General features: G+C 69.2%; 14 protein-coding genes. 5 read left to right on the top strand and 9 right to left on the bottom strand.

Going from position 1 to position 15,947, the window contains the following annotated elements; translation table 11 throughout:
* Entirely contained in the window at nucleotides 1-771 is a 771-nt protein-coding gene (gene fabI / locus UIS43_RS14350; protein ID WP_013155136.1) for an enoyl-ACP reductase FabI, read from the bottom strand.
* 175 nt (nucleotides 772-946) lie between these two features.
* Nucleotides 947-1,513, bottom strand: a complete 567-nt coding sequence (locus UIS43_RS14355) for an ATP-binding protein (protein WP_013155137.1) — start codon at nucleotides 1,511-1,513, stop codon at nucleotides 947-949.
* Between the two features lie 181 nt (nucleotides 1,514-1,694).
* Between UIS43_RS14355 and UIS43_RS14360 the strand changes: the two genes are divergently transcribed.
* From UIS43_RS14360 to UIS43_RS14375, 4 genes are all read left to right on the top strand, one after another.
* Nucleotides 1,695-2,474 carry a Scr1 family TA system antitoxin-like transcriptional regulator gene (locus UIS43_RS14360; RefSeq protein WP_013155138.1) on the top strand — a complete coding sequence of 260 codons (780 nt, stop codon included), beginning with the start codon at nucleotides 1,695-1,697 and terminating at the stop codon, nucleotides 2,472-2,474.
* Entirely contained in the window at nucleotides 2,471-2,647 is a 177-nt protein-coding gene (locus UIS43_RS14365) for a DUF397 domain-containing protein (RefSeq protein ID WP_013155139.1), read from the top strand. Before UIS43_RS14360 ends, UIS43_RS14365 begins: the two co-directional genes overlap by 4 nt.
* 338 nt (nucleotides 2,648-2,985) lie before the next feature.
* Nucleotides 2,986-3,513, top strand: a complete 528-nt coding sequence (locus UIS43_RS14370) for a hypothetical protein (RefSeq protein ID WP_370010309.1) — start codon at nucleotides 2,986-2,988, stop codon at nucleotides 3,511-3,513.
* Nucleotides 3,510-3,992 carry an ATP-binding protein gene (locus UIS43_RS14375; protein WP_013155141.1) on the top strand — a complete coding sequence of 161 codons (483 nt, stop codon included), beginning with the start codon at nucleotides 3,510-3,512 and terminating at the stop codon, nucleotides 3,990-3,992. Before UIS43_RS14370 ends, UIS43_RS14375 begins: the two co-directional genes overlap by 4 nt.
* Nucleotides 3,993-4,046: 54 nt before the next feature.
* Here UIS43_RS14375 and UIS43_RS14380 read toward each other — a convergent pair whose 3' ends face one another.
* The 6 genes from UIS43_RS14380 to UIS43_RS14405 form a co-directional block, all read right to left on the bottom strand.
* Nucleotides 4,047-4,265, bottom strand: a complete 219-nt coding sequence (locus UIS43_RS14380; RefSeq protein ID WP_013155142.1) for a hypothetical protein — start codon at nucleotides 4,263-4,265, stop codon at nucleotides 4,047-4,049.
* A gap of 318 nt (nucleotides 4,266-4,583) precedes the next feature.
* Entirely contained in the window at nucleotides 4,584-4,724 is a 141-nt protein-coding gene (locus UIS43_RS14385) for a hypothetical protein (RefSeq protein ID WP_156910857.1), read from the bottom strand.
* Between the two features lie 366 nt (nucleotides 4,725-5,090).
* Nucleotides 5,091-5,504, bottom strand: coding sequence for an RHS repeat-associated core domain-containing protein (locus tag UIS43_RS14390; RefSeq protein WP_370010312.1), 414 nt, complete (start codon nucleotides 5,502-5,504; stop codon nucleotides 5,091-5,093).
* A gap of 352 nt (nucleotides 5,505-5,856) precedes the next feature.
* Entirely contained in the window at nucleotides 5,857-9,018 is a 3,162-nt protein-coding gene (locus tag UIS43_RS14395; RefSeq protein WP_370010315.1) for an RHS repeat-associated core domain-containing protein, read from the bottom strand.
* 500 nt (nucleotides 9,019-9,518) lie between these two features.
* Nucleotides 9,519-11,327 (bottom strand): phosphoenolpyruvate carboxykinase (GTP), encoded by a 1,809-nt coding sequence (locus UIS43_RS14400; protein ID WP_041552886.1) that lies wholly within the window; start codon nucleotides 11,325-11,327, stop codon nucleotides 9,519-9,521.
* 391 nt (nucleotides 11,328-11,718) lie between these two features.
* Nucleotides 11,719-12,642 carry a universal stress protein gene (locus UIS43_RS14405; protein ID WP_013155146.1) on the bottom strand — a complete coding sequence of 308 codons (924 nt, stop codon included), beginning with the start codon at nucleotides 12,640-12,642 and terminating at the stop codon, nucleotides 11,719-11,721.
* Between the two features lie 220 nt (nucleotides 12,643-12,862).
* Here UIS43_RS14405 and UIS43_RS14410 point away from each other — a divergent pair, with 220 nt between their 5' ends.
* On the top strand, nucleotides 12,863-13,582 hold the full coding sequence (locus UIS43_RS14410) for a hypothetical protein (RefSeq protein WP_013155147.1): 720 nt from the start codon (nucleotides 12,863-12,865) through the stop codon (nucleotides 13,580-13,582).
* Between the two features lie 43 nt (nucleotides 13,583-13,625).
* Here the strand turns inward: UIS43_RS14410 and UIS43_RS14415 are convergent, their stop codons facing one another.
* Nucleotides 13,626-15,779, bottom strand: a complete 2,154-nt coding sequence (locus UIS43_RS14415; protein WP_370010318.1) for an ATP-binding domain-containing protein — start codon at nucleotides 15,777-15,779, stop codon at nucleotides 13,626-13,628.
* Between the last annotated feature and the right edge of the window lie 168 nt (nucleotides 15,780-15,947).

A 15,947-nucleotide genomic window follows, 5' to 3' on the forward strand; every position in this document is an offset into this window, starting at 1 on the left:
TTACAGCGGCGCTCCCATCGCGTGGTACCCGCCGTCCACGTGCAGCGTCGTGCCGGTGACGGCGCGCGCGGCCGGGGACATCAGGAACAGCGCGGGACCGGCGACCACGGAGGCGTCCTTGGTGTCCCAGCCCAGCGGCGCGGACTCGGCCCAGCCGTCCGCGATCTGGTCGAACCCGGGGATCGAGCCGCCCGCGAGGGACTTGACCGGCCCCGCGCTGATGGCGTTGACCCGGATGCCGTCGCCGCCGAGGTCGCGGGCCAGGTACTTCGTGGAGTTCTCCAGCACGGCCTTGGCCGACCCCATCCAGTCGTAGACCGGCCAGGCCCGGGAGGCGTCGAAGGTCAGGGAGACGACCCCGGCGCCGTGCGGGGCGGCGGCCATGAGCTCCCGGAAGCCCACGGCGAGCGCCTTCAGGGAGTACCCCGAGACGTGGATCGCGGTGGCCACGTCCTCCCAGGAGGTGTTGAGGAAGTTGCCGCCCAGCGCGTCGCCCGGGGCGTAGGCGATGGAGTGCAGCAGCCCGTCCACGTGGTCCCAGTGGGCGGCGACCTTGCCCGCCGTCTCGGTGACCTGCTCGGGGTCGGTGACGTCCATGGGAAGGATGTCCACGGGTTCGGCGGGGAGGCGTTTGGCCACCCGCTCCAGGATGGACAGCTGCCTGCCGGGCGGGTTGGTCAGGATCACCTGGTGGCCCTGCTCCATCGCCTCCTCGGCGATCGCGTAGGCGATCGAGGACTGGGTGGTGATGCCGGTGATGAGGAGGTTCACCTGGGTTCCTTCCGCGCGTAGGTGCTGGCAGGAGGAACGTACCGGTGCGCAGGAAGGGCCGTCACCGGCGAATCGGTACAAGGTTCGGGCCCGGATTTTGAAACCCCGGGAGGCGGGCGGTACCCGTCGGCCCCGGGACCCGCCGTGAGGAGCGCGTCCAGGTCGGGAGAGGTGTTCACCGCCCGGCGTGCCCGTCGGACCGGCCGGAAGCGCGGTCGGGGCGGTCGATCTCGAACCAGACGGTGGTCCGGCCGCCCTCGTGGAGCGTGCCCCACCGGCTGGCCTGCGCGGCGACCAGGCGCATCCCCAGCCCGCCCACGCGCAGCGGGTCGGCGGGCCGCACGCACGGTGTGGTGACGGCGTCCTCGCCGATCGGCCCCTGGTCGGTGATCTTGACCTGTACGCGGCCGGGGAGCCGGTGCACGCTCACGATGACCTCGCCCCCGGACAGGCCGCTGCGCGTGTGCGCGATCGCGTTGTTGAACACCTCGCCGGCCAGTTCCTGGGCCGCTTCCCTCGCCAGCGGCGGCAGGGCGGAGAGGGCCGAGACCCTGTGGCGCACCAGGGCGGCCTGGTCGGGACGCCCCGCGACGATGAGCGCGGTGCCGAGGCTGCTCCAGCGCTGGTCCAGCACCAGGGGTGCCCTGTCGCGGGGTTCCACTCCCCTGCGGGGCAGGGGGAAACGCCCGGTGCCGCCGCCGTCCTGGAAACCGGAACCCGAACCGCCGCGACGCGATTGCATGCTTGTCACTGATCCCAACTGAAATCACCATCCTCCGGAACATAGTCACGAACAGCCCGCAATTACCTGCGGGTTCGTGACCTGTATCCACCCTCGCCACAGGGCCCGGGATATCTCCAGCGTCTGTCGTTTTCCGGAGAACGGATGACAGGGGGCGCAACGGCTCTGTAAGTTGTGCAGGGTGACGCAAGATCACTTCTCCTCCCTGCTCACAACGTTTCGCGATTTCTCCGGGAGAACGCAGAAACAGCTGGCCTTCGACATGGGCACGTCACCCGCGTCCGTGTCCCGGTGGGAGTCGGGGAAGTTCACGCCCAGGGTGGAGACCGCCGAGGCCCTGGACCGGATGCTCAAGGCGGACGGCAGGCTCCTCAAGGCGTGGCGCAAGCAGACCTCGGGGACGGAGCTGCCGGTGTGGCAGCTGAACGTGGCCCGGTTGCAGGAGCAGGCCGTGGCCATCGACTGCCTGTCACCAGTGCTGGTTCCGGGTGAACTCCAGTGTTCCTCCTACGCCGAAGCCGTCTTCAAGGACGGACAGCCGCTCGTTGGCGACGCAGAGGTGGACCGCTGGGTCAGCGCTCGTTGCGGACGCCTCAAAACACTTCGCGAGCACCACCACGACCCGGTGGTGACCTCCGTCTTCCCGCACAGCGCTCTGACCTGCATGCCGGATCACATCCGGAAGGAACAGGCAGGGCATCTGTTGCGGCTGGTGGAAGACGTGCGCGTCGAGGTTCACTTGCTGTCGCCGGGAACGTCTCTCATCGGAGTGACCGCGCCAGTCAACCTGTACCGACTCCTTGATGGCGGCCTGGCCGTCTCCAGCGACTACATCGCGGGGAACGTCATCCTGGAATCCGACAGCCATCCGCGCATGGAGGCGCTGGTAAGAAAGTGTCTGGCGTCCGCGCTGCCCGCTAGAGAGTCCCGGCAGCTGTTGAGGGAATTGGAAGCAGCATGAGCAACGAGTGGCACAAGAGCAGCTACAGCAACACCGGGAGCCAGTGCGTCGAGGTCCGCGAACACGCCTCCGGCGCTGACGTCCGCGACACCGTTCACCGCGAGGCCGGGCACCTCACCGTCCCCGGGGACCAGTGGGTGGCGCTGCTCAGCGGCCTGCGTTCCGGCCTGTAGCCGCCTCTAACCGCCTCCAGCCCCCGCGCCCGCTCCGGCCGGGGGCTTTTTCCTACCCAAAAGACCCCAGGAAAAAATCCTCAAAACCAATCATTCCGGACAATGGAAAAACCTGGCCAGCCAGATTTTTCCCTCCCCATCCAAGCCGCTGACCAGCGCATACGCACCCCCCACGCACCTTTTCCGAACCCTACTCCCCCGTAGCGTCCTCCACCCCTCCATCAACCCCCTAACCTTTCTCCGAACACACAACTGAACACGAAAGACCCCGCGACGGTCAATTACCGCCCGGGGTCGTGGCCAGCAACATTCACCCTTTAACCGAAGGAACTGCCAGCATGCGCCAGTTTAGCGCTGCCCTTCTCACCCGTGCCCTGGCTCTGGTGACATCCCTCTTCGTTCCCGCGCGCGGACGCCACTCGGCCGCCGTCCGCCGCCGTTCCACCCGGGTCCGCCGCTACGCCCCGGCCCCCGCACCCGCTTCCGCGCGGTCCGGCAGGCCCCCGACTCCACAGCGCGGGGCCCCGCGCCCCGCTCCGCGCCCGGTGCCCCCTCCCCGCCTGGCCCCCGCCCCGGAGATCTTCCCGGCCGACGACATCGCCCTGGTCAGGCCCTACTACACCGCCCGCGAACACGAGCGTGAGCGCGGCCTCTCCCGTGTCCAGGCCGAGGCCGTCATTCGACTGCGCGCGTGGTCGCACGGCTCCGTTCACGTCCCGGCCCAGGCCCCGCCAGCGGTTCCGACCCCGACCCCGACTCTGACCCGGGCCCCGGCACCGGTCCCGGCCCCCGCGCCCGCTCCCGTCGGCGACCTCCTCGCCGCCGCACCCGCCCGGGCCCGGTACGCGGACGGGGTGACGGTATGACCGGCACGCCCGCGCACGACCCGGCACCGGTCCCCGGCCCGTTCGCCTTCTGGGGATACCTCGACTACGCCTGTGACCTGTCCGAACTCTCCCGGGTCCGCTCCGAACTCGCCCGCGACCTGGCCGGGTTCGACCCCGACCTGGTCGCGACCGTCCAACTCGTGGCCAGCGAACTCGTCGCCAACTCCTGCAAGTACGCCCGTTCGGAGGAGGGGGTCACCCGCACCCTGTCCATGCCCGACGAACGCACGCTGCGCCTGACCGTCAGCGACGCGGGCGGCCCCACCCTGCCCCGCATTCCCAACGAGCGCACCGACGAGGAGTGGGAGGCGGCGGAGGGCCAGCGCGGACTCCTGCTGGTGCGCCAGCTCTCCCGCACGTGGGCCAGCTTCGCCTTTCCGCGCCGCTACGGCCTCGGCACCCACGTCTGGGCCGCCTTCGACGCCGAGCCGCCCCGGAGCCTGCGCGGCGCCTGGTGACCGCAGGACAAGGGGGCGCGGGCGCCGTCGTGCCCGCGCCCCCTTTCCCGGAGGTCACTCCTTCTTCTTGCGGCGCAGTTGCAGCATGCGAGGGGCCACATAGACCGCGAAGAGAATGGCGGCGAGGACCACGGTCAGAGCGGACCACAGGTAATCGCCCTCCCACGCGCGCCATACCGCCATACCGAGGAAAAAGGCTATGCCAACAAGCCTGAACCCGATGAGAGTGCGAAGCTCCTTCTTGGTCGGGTCCTTCGGAAACCTTCCCTCCATGCGCCCTGCTCCCTTCCTTGGTCGTCGATCCGCCACAGCAAGTCCAAGCACAGTTACCCAGTTCCGACCGGGAGGGTTCCGGGCGGGTGAAGCCCATCGTGAACGTGCTGTGGAAGCGGTGGTTCAGGCGCACCGTGCCGTCCTGGAACTGGTAGGCGCCGGTGAACCCGAACGGGCTCAATGAAGAAAAAGTCATCATGAAAATTCATGGCATTTCAAAGGGGACTCGGCAGCAAATTGCAGACATGTGAAATTTCACCAGCTCCTGGCGAATTTAGACTGCCTTTGCCTGGGAATCATCTTTGACATGGAAAAACATCATCCCCCGAAGAAGCTGGCGGCCAAGCGCCCCGACTTGCTCATATTTTCAACCATAGGCATCCTTGGTGTCTGTTCGACTTTTTTCATGTTCTGACCACCTGATGCTTCAAGATTTATCTGGGCGGCATTTTTGCTCATTCCTTCTATTGCAATGTTTGCAGCTTCCCCTAGAAGCCCGGAGGCCGACTAGGAGAAATATCGAATAGATATCGGGCGGCACCAGAGGCTGGCGCCGCCCGATGTGTTCACTAAGCCTGACTAGGTGCCTAAATGGGACTCCCCCTGCAAGAGCGCCAGGACTAGTCCAATACTCGCATGATTAACTGTAGGTGAGGATGGAAAATATCAGGAAGATCACGAAAATCACACCCATGAGTGCCGCCAAGGCGCTCGTGATGTTCTTTTGTCTAGAACTTGATGCCCTCTTTTGCCTTACCATAAGCAGTACGCTCATTGACAACAAGGATAGGCAGGCAATGGAAAAAGGGGTCATCTCTGTTCCTATCAGGTGGAGACAGTCATGTCATAAGCCAGGCATCCGACAGTCACTACAGCTGTAGCGATGTGCACTGGTGTTCCCCACACATTGAGAACCAAGGATGCGGTAGACAGCTTCAGCATGTAGATGGTTGCACCCCAGCACGCTGCCTGTGGCCACGGAACGGCAGAAAGCCCGGTGGGGTCGGTGTTGTTGATGGGGTCGCAGGCCGCGTAGGCGTAGTTGTTCAGCTCCTGCCGGGACGGGTCCGGCTGGGTGAAGCCCATCGTGAACGTGCTGTGGAAGCGGTGGTTCAGATGCACCGTGCCGTCCTGGAACTGGTAGGCGCCGGTGAACCCGAACGGGCTCAACACCGCCGCCTCGGTCCCCTCCAGGCTCTCAGAGGTGCGCTCACCGTAGGGGCTGTAGTCGTAGACCACGTCCGGGGACTCAGCCTCCGAACCCTCGACTGTCAACGCCAGCACACATGAGAAATCAGGTTCCAGAAAATTAGAATATTACATTATTCTCTATTCTTTCTAATTGCCCCACGCGCAGCCCAGAATATCAGGCCAGACACAGACATTACCGCCAATAGCCCAAGGGTGACCAAAGTAGCCCCCCAGACATTGCCACTCTGTCTAAAGTTTATTATAAAAAACAGGACAAGTATTGCCAATGCCACAAAGGCGAGATAAATATTCCGCATTCGTTCTTTCTTCACATCATCCTTCCTTTGCAGAGGAGCTTCTGCCTCCACTTCCCCGAAGAGAGGTGGAGGCAGAAACCATACTAGGTTGTCATGCTAGCCGAGATTCGACCGCCGCATGCCCGATCGATTGCCTGCACTTGACTGATCACGATGAGCCCGGATCCAATCGCAGCGACAAACCCCATCGGGGTGGCGGCAAAGGGAAACGAAAGCCCCGTGACGATAAGCCCCAGGATGAAACCATTGATCGCTTCGTTGCAAGAATTGAGCCCGGTGGGGTCGGTGTTGTTGATGGGGTCGCACTGGGCGTAGGCGTAGTTGTTCAACTCCTGCCGGGACGGGTCCGGCTGGGTGAAGCCCAACGTGAACGTGCTGTGGAAGCGGTGGTTCAGATGCACCGTGCCGTCCTGGAACTGGTAGGCGCCGGTGAACCCGAACGGGCTCAACGCCGCCGCCTCGGTCCCCTCCAGGCTCTCAGAGGTGCGCTCACCGTAGGGGCTGTAGTCATAGACCACGTCCGGGGACTCAGCCTCCGAACCCTCAGCCGTCAGCGCCAGCACGGTGTTCTGCTGGTCGAGGGTGTAGTGGAACCGCTCATCACCGTCCCAGGCCACCATGGACACCAACCGCCCGTCGGGGTCGCGCACGAAGCTGGTGCGCTCGCCCTCGGAGGCGATGTTGGTGACCCCGAGCGCGGTGTTGGACAGCTGCCGCTCCACCCGGGTGCCCTCGTGCACGTCGGTGACGCCGCGCATCTGGGTCTGGTCGGTGGTGTCGTAACTCAGCCACGAGGTCAGCTGGCCCTCACCGTCGTTGGAGCGCAGCGTCTGGTTGGTCACCGAGTACTCGTAGACGTACTCACCCCGCGAGGTCATGTTCCCGGCCTCGTCATGACCCACCTCGGCCCCGCGCGCGCTGGTGACCTGGTCGGCGTCGTTGTAGGCGAACTCCTCGCCCCCGGCGCTCAGCAGGTTGCCGACGTCGTCGTAGGTGTAGTCGGTGGTGCCGTCGCTGGTGAGCCGGTCCAGGCCGTCGTAGGTGAAGGTCTCGGTCTCACCGTTGACGGTGCGCGACTGCAACTGGTCGCTGTCGGCGCCGTCGTTGTCGTAGGAGTAGACAGCTTGCACCAGAGCCTGGTCGGCGGCCCCGGTGGTGGTGATGCCGGTCAGGCGCCCGGAGTCGTCGTAGGTGCGCTCCTCCACCGCCCCGTCGGGGTGGGTGATGCTGGTGCGGCGGTTGTTCTCGTCGTTGGTGAAGGTGGTCTCGGCCCCGGTGTGGTCGGTGAGCGAGGTGAGCCGGAACGCGGCGTCGTAGCCATAGGAGGTGGTCTTGCCGTGCTCGACCATCTCGGTGACGTTGCCAGCGGCGTCGTAGGCGTAGGTGGTGGTCTCGCTTCCGGCCGAGTCGGTGCGCACGGTTTCGAGCAGGTCGCCGCGGCCGTTGTAGGAGTGCTCCACACTCGCCTGGTCGGTGTGCGTCGTGATCTGGCGGCCGTTGCCGTCGTAGGCGATGGCCTGGAGCAGGTCGCCGCCCTGGGAGATGGACACGATCCGGTCGAGGCGGTCGTAGCCGTACTCCAGCCTCACACCGTTGCCGTCGGTGACCGAGGTGACCCGTGACAGCGCGTCGTAGCCGTATTGGGTGGTGCCCATCGGCCCCGGCTCGTCCATCGCCGTCATGTTCCCGGCGCGGTCGTAGGAGTAGCTGGTGGAGTTGCCGTTGGCATCGATGACCTGGTTGACCAACCCGTTGGAGTGGTAACGGATGTCGGCCACCTCGATGTCCATCTCCTCCTGGACGGCCGAGGTGAGGTTGCCGGCGTCGTCGTAGGACATCTGAAGCGTGTCCCCGTCCGGGGTGGTCACGCTGGTGGGCTTGGCCGGGTTGGCCGTGTCCGCGAACCCGACCGAAGTGGCCGCCCCTGTGGGCAGTTCGGTGCCGATGAGGTTGTTGAACTCGTCGTAGTCGTAGGTCACCGAGGCTTGCAGGGCGTCGGTGGTGGTGGCCACGTCCGAGTTCGCCGTCCAGGTCTGGGAGCGGGTGTTGCCGACCTGGTCGGTCGCGGAGGTCTGTCTTCCCTGGTCGTCGAACTCCAGGGTGGACTCACCGCCGCCCGGATCGGTGACCGTGGTCTGGGTGTTGGACCAGGCACCGTCGGCGTAGGAGTAGGCGGTGGTGGCTCCGTCCTCGGTGCCGTCTGGCACGGTCAGGCTGGAGACCTGGTCGTCGGCGTTGTAGGCGATCTCCCACACCGCGCCGGTGGCGTCGGTGATCGAGGTCAGCAGGCCGTCACCGTCGTAGCCGAACTCGATGCCCTGGCCCGCGCGGTCGGTCAGCGCGACCATGCCGCCGTCGCCGTTCCAGGTGAAGGCCGTGGCGGTCTCGCCGACCGGGTCGGTGATCCGGGTCGGCTGCTCCCAGGCGTCGGGGTCCCACTCGAAGGTGGTGACCCGGTCCTGGGTGTCCACGATCGAGGCCAGGTCTCCCTCGGTGTCGTAGCGCATTCGGTGGGTGTGGCCGTTGCGGTCGGCCTGGGAGTACAGCCACCCGTTGGCGTTGAAGGTCCACACCTGGTCGGCGTACTCGCCTCGGTGGAAGGTCAGCGCGTAGTGGCCATTCGACAGCTCCTCCAGTTCGGCGTTGAGCCCCGCAGGCGGGGTGAAGGAGCCGTCCTCGGCGATGTCGAAGCGTTCGCAGTAGCCGGAGGGGCCCTGGAAGATGATGCTGTTGCTGAAGATGCTCAGTCCCACGTCCTGGCCGTGGGAGAGGGTCCAGCCGTCGTAGGAGGGCGCGGAGTTGTAGAAGCTGGACACCGACAGGTCCAGCCCCGTTCCGGCCACGGTCAGGTCCCGGTGGCGCACGACGAGGTTGCCGCCCTGGGTGTTGACCGCCAGTTCCATGCGGTCGCTGATCTGGTGGCGTTCCAGCGGGTACCAGGACTGGATACCGCGGTTGACGCCGTCCGCGCAGGTGCCGACCCGGGTTTCGGGTCCTTCCGAACGGTTCTGGGCCTCGGGTGCGCTCTCGGCCCCCGGCGGAGCCCAGGGTTCGTCGGGTGGTTCTCCGCCCACGGGTTCGGTGTTGGCCTCGCCCGGCTCCCAGGTGTCGGGGACCGGAACGGTGCGGTCGGCGGGTGAGTGGGGGTCGGTGTCGGCCAGGGCCGGGGGCGCGGACAGCAGCCCCAGCACGAGGGTGGAGGCGGCCGTCGCGGCCGTCAGGGACCAGGGGATGTGCTTTCTCACGAGGGGGATCGCTCCCAGGGGTGGGGATGTGCACAGGGAACACCCGGACATGACGGCCCTGGTCTGAGGGTCCGTCTCCGGGTGGCTCAGGCACCCGGTACGTTACGGAACCCCGACGCGAGAGCACCATGAGCCCAGGGTGAAGAGCGTGACCCTGGGTGAGAGGGACCTTCGGGAAGTTTGACCACGGGTGCGACGGAGAGTGACCGCGTTCGCGCACGTGGACACGTACGCCCGCGGAAACGGAGCGTTGCCCGCGCCGGACGGCGTCCCCGCGACCCGCTGGCCTCGGTGGCCGAAACCGGCCCCGACGACAACAATTGCCCTAGGGAAACGATCGCGTTCCCTGGCACCGCCGACGGTGCGCGGCGCACGGCGACCGCACGATCCACCACACGGGGGAGGGGCGCGGGCACCGTCGTGCCCGCGCCCCTCCCCCACGGGCCCCGTGCGCGGAAGGGGGCCCTGGTCAGGGGGCCGTCAGGCCCCCGTCGCGGTCGTTACCGGCTCTCCAGACGGTCCAGCAGGGCGTGGTACTCGTCCCACAGCTCGCCGGGCAGGTGGTCGCCGAAGGTCTTGAAGAACTCCGGTACCAGCGCGGCCTCCTGCTTCCACACCTCGCGGTCGACGTCGAGCACGAAGGCCATGTCCTCGTCGGAGACGTCCAGCCCCTCGGTGTCGATGCCGCCGGCCACGGGCAGGCGGCCGATCGGGGTCTCGACCGCCTCGGCCTCGCCCTCCAGCCGCTCGACGATCCACTTGATGACGCGGCTGTTCTCACCGAACCCGGGCCAGACGATGCGGCCCTCGGCGTCCTTCTTGAACCAGTTGACGTAGAAGATCCGGGGCAGCTCGGCCTGGTCGGCCGCCTGGCCCAGCTTCACCCAGTGGGCGAAGTAGTCGCCCATGTTGTAGCCGCAGAACGGCAGCATGGCGAAGGGGTCGCGGCGCAGCTCGCCCACCGAGCCCTCGGCGGCGGCGGTCTTCTCCGAGGAGACGTTGGCGCCCAGGTAGACGCCGTGCTGCCAGCTGAAGGACTCGGTGACCAGCGGCACGGCGGTGGCGCGGCGACCGCCGAACAGGATGGCCGAGATCGGCACGCCCGCCGGGTCCTCCCACTCGTCGGCGATGGTCGGCGCCTGCCCGGCCGGGGTGGTGAAGCGCGAGTTCGGGTGGGCGGCGGGCTCACCCGACTCCGGGGTCCAGGGACGGCCCTTCCAGTCGGTGAGGCCCGCGGGCGGCTCCTCGGTGAGGCCCTCCCACCACACATCGCCGTCCTCGGTCAGGGCGACGTTGGTGAAGATGCTGTTGCCCCAGAGGGTCTGCACGGCGTTGGCGTTGGTCTTCTCGCCGGTGCCGGGCGCGACGCCGAAGAACCCGGCCTCGGGGTTGATGGCGCGCAGTCGGCCCTGCTCGTCGAAGCGCATCCAGGCGATGTCGTCGCCCACCGTCTCGACCTTCCAGCCGGGGATGGTCGGCTGGAGCATGGCCAGGTTGGTCTTGCCGCAGGCGCTCGGGAAGGCGGCGGCGACGTAGTGCGACCGGCCCTTGGGCGGGGTGACCTTGAGGATGAGCATGTGCTCGGCGAGCCAGCCCTCGTCGCGGGCCATCACCGAGGCGATGCGCAGCGCGTAGCACTTCTTGCCGAGCAGGGCGTTGCCGCCGTAGCCCGAGCCGTAGGACCAGATCTCACGGGTCTCGGGGAAGTGCGAGATGTACTTGGTGGAGTTGCAGGGCCAGGCGACGTCCTGCTGGCCGGGCTCCAGCGGGGCGCCCACGGAGTGGACCGCCTTGACGAACTCACCGCGCTCCTCGATCAGGCGCAGGGCGGCGCTGCCCATGCGGGCCATGATGCGCATGGACACCACGACGTACGGGGAGTCGGTGATCTCGACCCCGAGCTGGGAGATGTCGCCGCCCAGCGGTCCCATGCAGAAGGGAACGACGTACATGGTGCGCCCGCGCATGGCGCCCCGGAAGACCTCGCCGAAGGTGGCGCGCATCTCGTCGGGGGCGATCCAGTTGTTGGTGGGGCCCGCGTCGCTCTCGCGCTCGGAGCAGATGAAGGTGCGGTCCTCGACCCGGGCGACGTCGCTCGGGTCGGACTTGCAGTAGAAGCTGTTGGGGCGCTTGTCCGGGTTGAGGCGGACGAAGGTGCCCTGCTCGACCAGCTGGTCGGTCAGGCGGGTCCACTCCTCCTCGGAACCGTCGCACCACACGATCTCGTCCGGCTGCGTGAGCTCGGCGACCTCCCGCACCCAGGAGACGAGCTCCTCGTGTTTGGTCGGCGCGTCCACGTCGGTATCCACGGCAGTCACAGCGGCTCCTTCTCAAGGTCGAGATCTCTCGCATCATGAACGACGATCCCCCGCAGTGACCAATTGGTTTAGGCCAATGGTCTATAGAAGTTGTGCCGGAAGAACGGATTCCCCTGCACAGCAGGGGATCCGCGTGGTCTACCACCGGGTACGTACGCGCACGAACCGGGACCGGTCGGAGACCGTTCCGGTGCTGTTGGGAGCGGGTTCCCCTGTCAGGAGGGGAACCGGGTGCCACGACCGACACACCGTGCTGTTCGTCACACCGCGTGTCCGGGGCCCGGTCGCGGACTCCGGACGGGCACTAGACCTGTGCTGCCGCGCCCCTGGCACGGAGGCGCTTCTTCGCAGGTGGGAGCGGTGGAAGCGGGGCCGGTCCGGATCAGCGCAGGATGGCGACGGGCCCCCTGGCGCCGTGCAGGACGGAGTGGCTCACCGATCCGAGCAGCAGCCCGCGAAAGCCCCCGCGTCCGCGCGAGCCGACCACGATGAGGTCGGCGGGGGTGGCCTCCTCCAGCAGGGCGATCACGGGGTGGGCGCGCACGACCCGGGTGCGCACCGGCACACCGGCGTGGCGCGCGCGGGGCCCGGCCAGCTCCTCCTCCAGCGCCTGCCGGGCGGCCTCGGCGGCGGTCGCGTCGTCGAACAGCTCGGGCGGGATGGGCCCGGTCGCGGCGGCGAAGGCCACCAGCGGCTGCCAGGCGCTCACCGCGACCAGTTCGGTGTCGGCGAAGTCGGCCTGCGCGAAGGCAAAGTCCACCGCGCGCCTGCTCGGCTCGGACCCGTCGATGCCCACGATCACCCGGCCCCGCACGCCGTGCGCGGAAGCGTGCTCCCGGGGCAGCACGATCACCGGAACGGGCGCGCGGGCGGCCAGTTCGATGCCCACGGAACCGACGAACGCGGCCACGATCCCGCTCAGCCCGCGCGAGCCGACCACCACGGCGACGGCACCCTCCGCGGAGGCCTCGGCGAGCAGGGCCTCCACCGGGCGGTCGTAGGACAGGCGTTTCTCCACCCGCAGCTCGGGGAAGAGCCGCGCCACCCAGTCCCCGGCGTACTCCAGCAGGGACTCGGCCCCCTGGGCGTCGGCCTCGTCGGGGAACACGTCCGGGGCGACGTCGGGGTCGGCGTGCCCGTGCCCCGCGAACACGCCGACCGAGGCCAGCGGCCCCGCGGCCGCGACGATACGGACCCCGAGGCCGCGCAGCATCGCCTGGTGCGCCGACCACTCCAGCGCGTGGCGGCTGGATTCCGTGCCGTCGACCCCCACGATCACCCATCGCGTCGTGGATGCGCCGTCCATGCGTGCGCCCTTCTCGTCGGCCGTCCCTGCCCCGCGTATTCCGCCGGTGTCCCCCGATGATGCCGTGTGAACACGCACCCGTGGATAACGGTGCCGACGCGAGTTGGGTGAGACAGGGCACCCCGGGTAGGGGTTGGCGACACAGGGGTGGGTTCGACCACGCGCCCTTCGGAGGACGACTCAGCGGGGGCGTGGGAACTCGTGGAAGGCAGGGGGCACGATGTCGCACTCCGCGCAGATGCACTGGGACTACAGGGACGGGAGGGTCGCGGCCGTGGTGGCCGCGCTCGTGTACAGCCTGTGGGTCGTGGAGGTCATGCTGCCCGACAGCAGCGCGGCCCAGGGGGCCCTGGCCGTCCAGAGCTCGGACTTCGCCAGGTTCCTGGAGAGCGCGCACCGCATCGCGGCGATCCTGGTGATGATCGCCGCCGGGATCGGTCTCGGGCTGGGCGCGAGGGAGAGGACGGGCCACCTGCTGGCGGTGTCGTGGTGGTGCATGCTCGTGTTCGGCACGGCGTCGCTGGCCGCCACGTTCTTCCCCGGGCCCTGCACGGTGTCCACGGACGTCCCGTGCGCGGCGGAGTCGCTGGCGGAGGGGCTGGAGGGGGCCACGGCGGCCCAGGCCGTCGTCGCGGCGGTGGCGCTCCTGGCCGCGCTGGCGGGCGCGATCGTGCTGGCCGTGGACCGGCGCAGGATGGGTGACGGCAAGTGGCCGCTGGTGGCCGTCGTGGCCGCGCTCCAGCTGGTCACCGCCGTCGCCGTCCTGGTCGCGGCGGTACGGGTCTACGCGGGCGGGGGCGACGGCGACCCGGGGGTCGTGTTCAGCGCCCTGCAACGGATCCACCTGGTGGCGGTGGCCCTGTGGCTGCTCACCGCGGGCCTGCTGCCCAGCCTGTGGAAGCGGAACTGGACGCCCCGGCGCGCCCGCGTCGAGCGCTGAGGGACCAGGGCGGGAGCGGCTCCCGGCGCGCTCCCGCCCGTCGTCACGCCCCGGTGTCGCGCAGGGCCTCCGGCAGGGGGCGCGCGTGCACCACGTGCAGGGTGCTCACCGCGCGGGTGAGCACCACGTAGAGCCGGTTGACGCCGCGCTCCTCGGCCTCGGCGATGGCGGCGGGCTCGGCGACCACCACGGCGTCGAACTCCAGGCCCTTGGCCAGGCTCGCGGGGACCGCGACCAGGCGGCCCGCGTCCGGCCCGGCGCCCGCCTTCCCCAGCAGCGGCGCGCTCAGCCCCCCGGCTTCGACGGCCTCGCGCAGGGCGGGCAGGTCGGCGTCGGCGGCGATGAGGCCGACCGAGCCCTCCCCCCTGAGCGCGGTGCGGCAGGCGTCGGCGACCGACGCCGCCAGGCCGCCCTCGGCGGGGGTGATCCGCAGCGCCCCTGGCGCGCGGCGCACGGCCACGGGCGCGCCCAGCCCGGGCGCGATCGCGGGCAGCAGGCGGGCGGCGAAGTCGATGATCTGGGCGGGGACGCGGTAGCCGCGGTCCAGGACGCTCAGGTGGCCGGTGGGCTTGCCCAGGTGTTCCAGGAGCGTGGACCAGTTGACGGCCGCCGAGGGGCTGGTGCCCTGGGCGATGTCGCCGAGCACCGTGAGCGAGCCGGACACGCAGCGGCGGCCGATCGCCCGGCACTGCATGGGGCTCAGGTCCTGGGCCTCGTCCACCACGATGTGGCCGAGCCCGGCGGGGCGCTCGATGAGCGCGGCGGCCTCGTCCACCAGGGCCAGGTCCTCCTCCGACCACAGGGCCGCCTTGGGGCCGCGGGGTTTTCCCGGCAGCAGGACGGCGGCCTGCTCCTCCGTACTGAGCAGCCCCTCGGCGGCGCGGGCCAGGCGTTCGGGGTCGGTGAGCAGGCCGAACACCAGCTTGAGCGGGTCGGCCTTGGGCCACATGGCGGTGACGGCCGACTTCACGGCGGGGTCGCGGCGCACCTGCGCGTGGGTGCGGTCGTCGCAGACCTCGCCCTGGGCCTCCATGAGGGAGAGCACGGCGTGGGCGATGCGGTGGGAGAGGAGTTCGCGCCCGGAGCCGTAGGCGACGCCGCGTTCGGCCAGCTCGTCCAGGAGGGGGCGCAGGTCCTCGGGGTACAGGCGCCAGCGGCGCGACCCGCGGCGGACCATGACCGCCTCCTCGGGCGTGCGCAGGTGCGACCACAGGTCGCGGCGGACCACCTCGGCCATGCGGGCCTGGCCCTTGATCCGGGCGGCGCGGGGCTCCTCGGTGCGGCGCACCCACCCGGCGGCGGGGCGGGACCGCTCGGGCAGCCCGGCGGTGAGCATCTCGGTGACGGTGGTCTGCTGGACGTCCACCTCGCCGAGGGCTGGCAGGACGTCGCGGATGTAGGAGAGGAAGGAGCGGTTGGGGCCGACGATCGCCACGCCGGAGCGGGAGAGGCGTTCGCGCTCGGTGTAGAGCAGGAACGCGATGCGGTGCAGGCCCACGGCGGTCTTGCCGGTGCCGGGCGCGCCCTGCACGCACAGGGTGGTGGCGAGCGGGGCCCGGACCAGGCCGTCCTGCTCGGGCTGGATGGTGGCGACGATGTCGCGCATGGGCCCGGTGCGGGGGCGTTCGATCTCCGCGTCCAGCAGGGCGCTGGCGCGCTGGCCGCTCCCGGTCGGGGCGGTGGTGAGCGGCTCGTCCTCGAAGGCGGTGAGCACCACCTCGGGGTCGGCGTCGCGGCCGTGGTCGATCGTGGTGAAGCCGTAGCGGCGGCGCAGGCGCACGTCCATCCGGTCGCCGGGCGAGGCCCGGTAGTAGGCGACGCAGATGGGGGCGCGCCAGTCCAGGACCATCGGGCGCCCCTCGGCGTCGTGGACGTGGCGGCGGCCGATGTGGATCCGGTCGGGCCCGGCGCCGTCGGACACGTCGTCGTCCAGGAAGACGGTGCCCGGCTCGAAGTCGAGGCGGCCGAAGAACAGCGGGGCCCCGGGGACGTCGGCCAGGGCCGCGAGGCGGCGCTCGCGGCCCCGGCGCAGGGCGGCGTTGGTGACCTTGTCGTTGACGACGTCGCCCAGGACGAGTTCGCTGCCCTCGACCTCCGCGCGCATCCGGTCCAGGGCGGCGCGTGCGGCGGCGAGGCGGTCTCGCTCGGCCCGGAGTTCGGGGCTCACGGGCACGGCGGGGGAATCGGTCGTGGACATGCGGCGACCTCGGAAGGGATCGGCGGGACAGGAACGCGGCAGCGCGCGTGCGCGGGTCCCGCCCCGGTCGCCGCGAGGGCCCGGTTCGTTCCGATCCGTGAGAGCGCACAACACCCGTTGAGGGAGCGCCGCCGAAAAGAGCCACCAGCCTAACCCGCTCCGGGGCCC

This window comes from Nocardiopsis sp. LDBS0036 (genome assembly GCF_041228755.1).
GTDB lineage: Bacteria > Actinomycetota > Actinomycetes > Streptosporangiales > Streptosporangiaceae > Nocardiopsis > Nocardiopsis dassonvillei.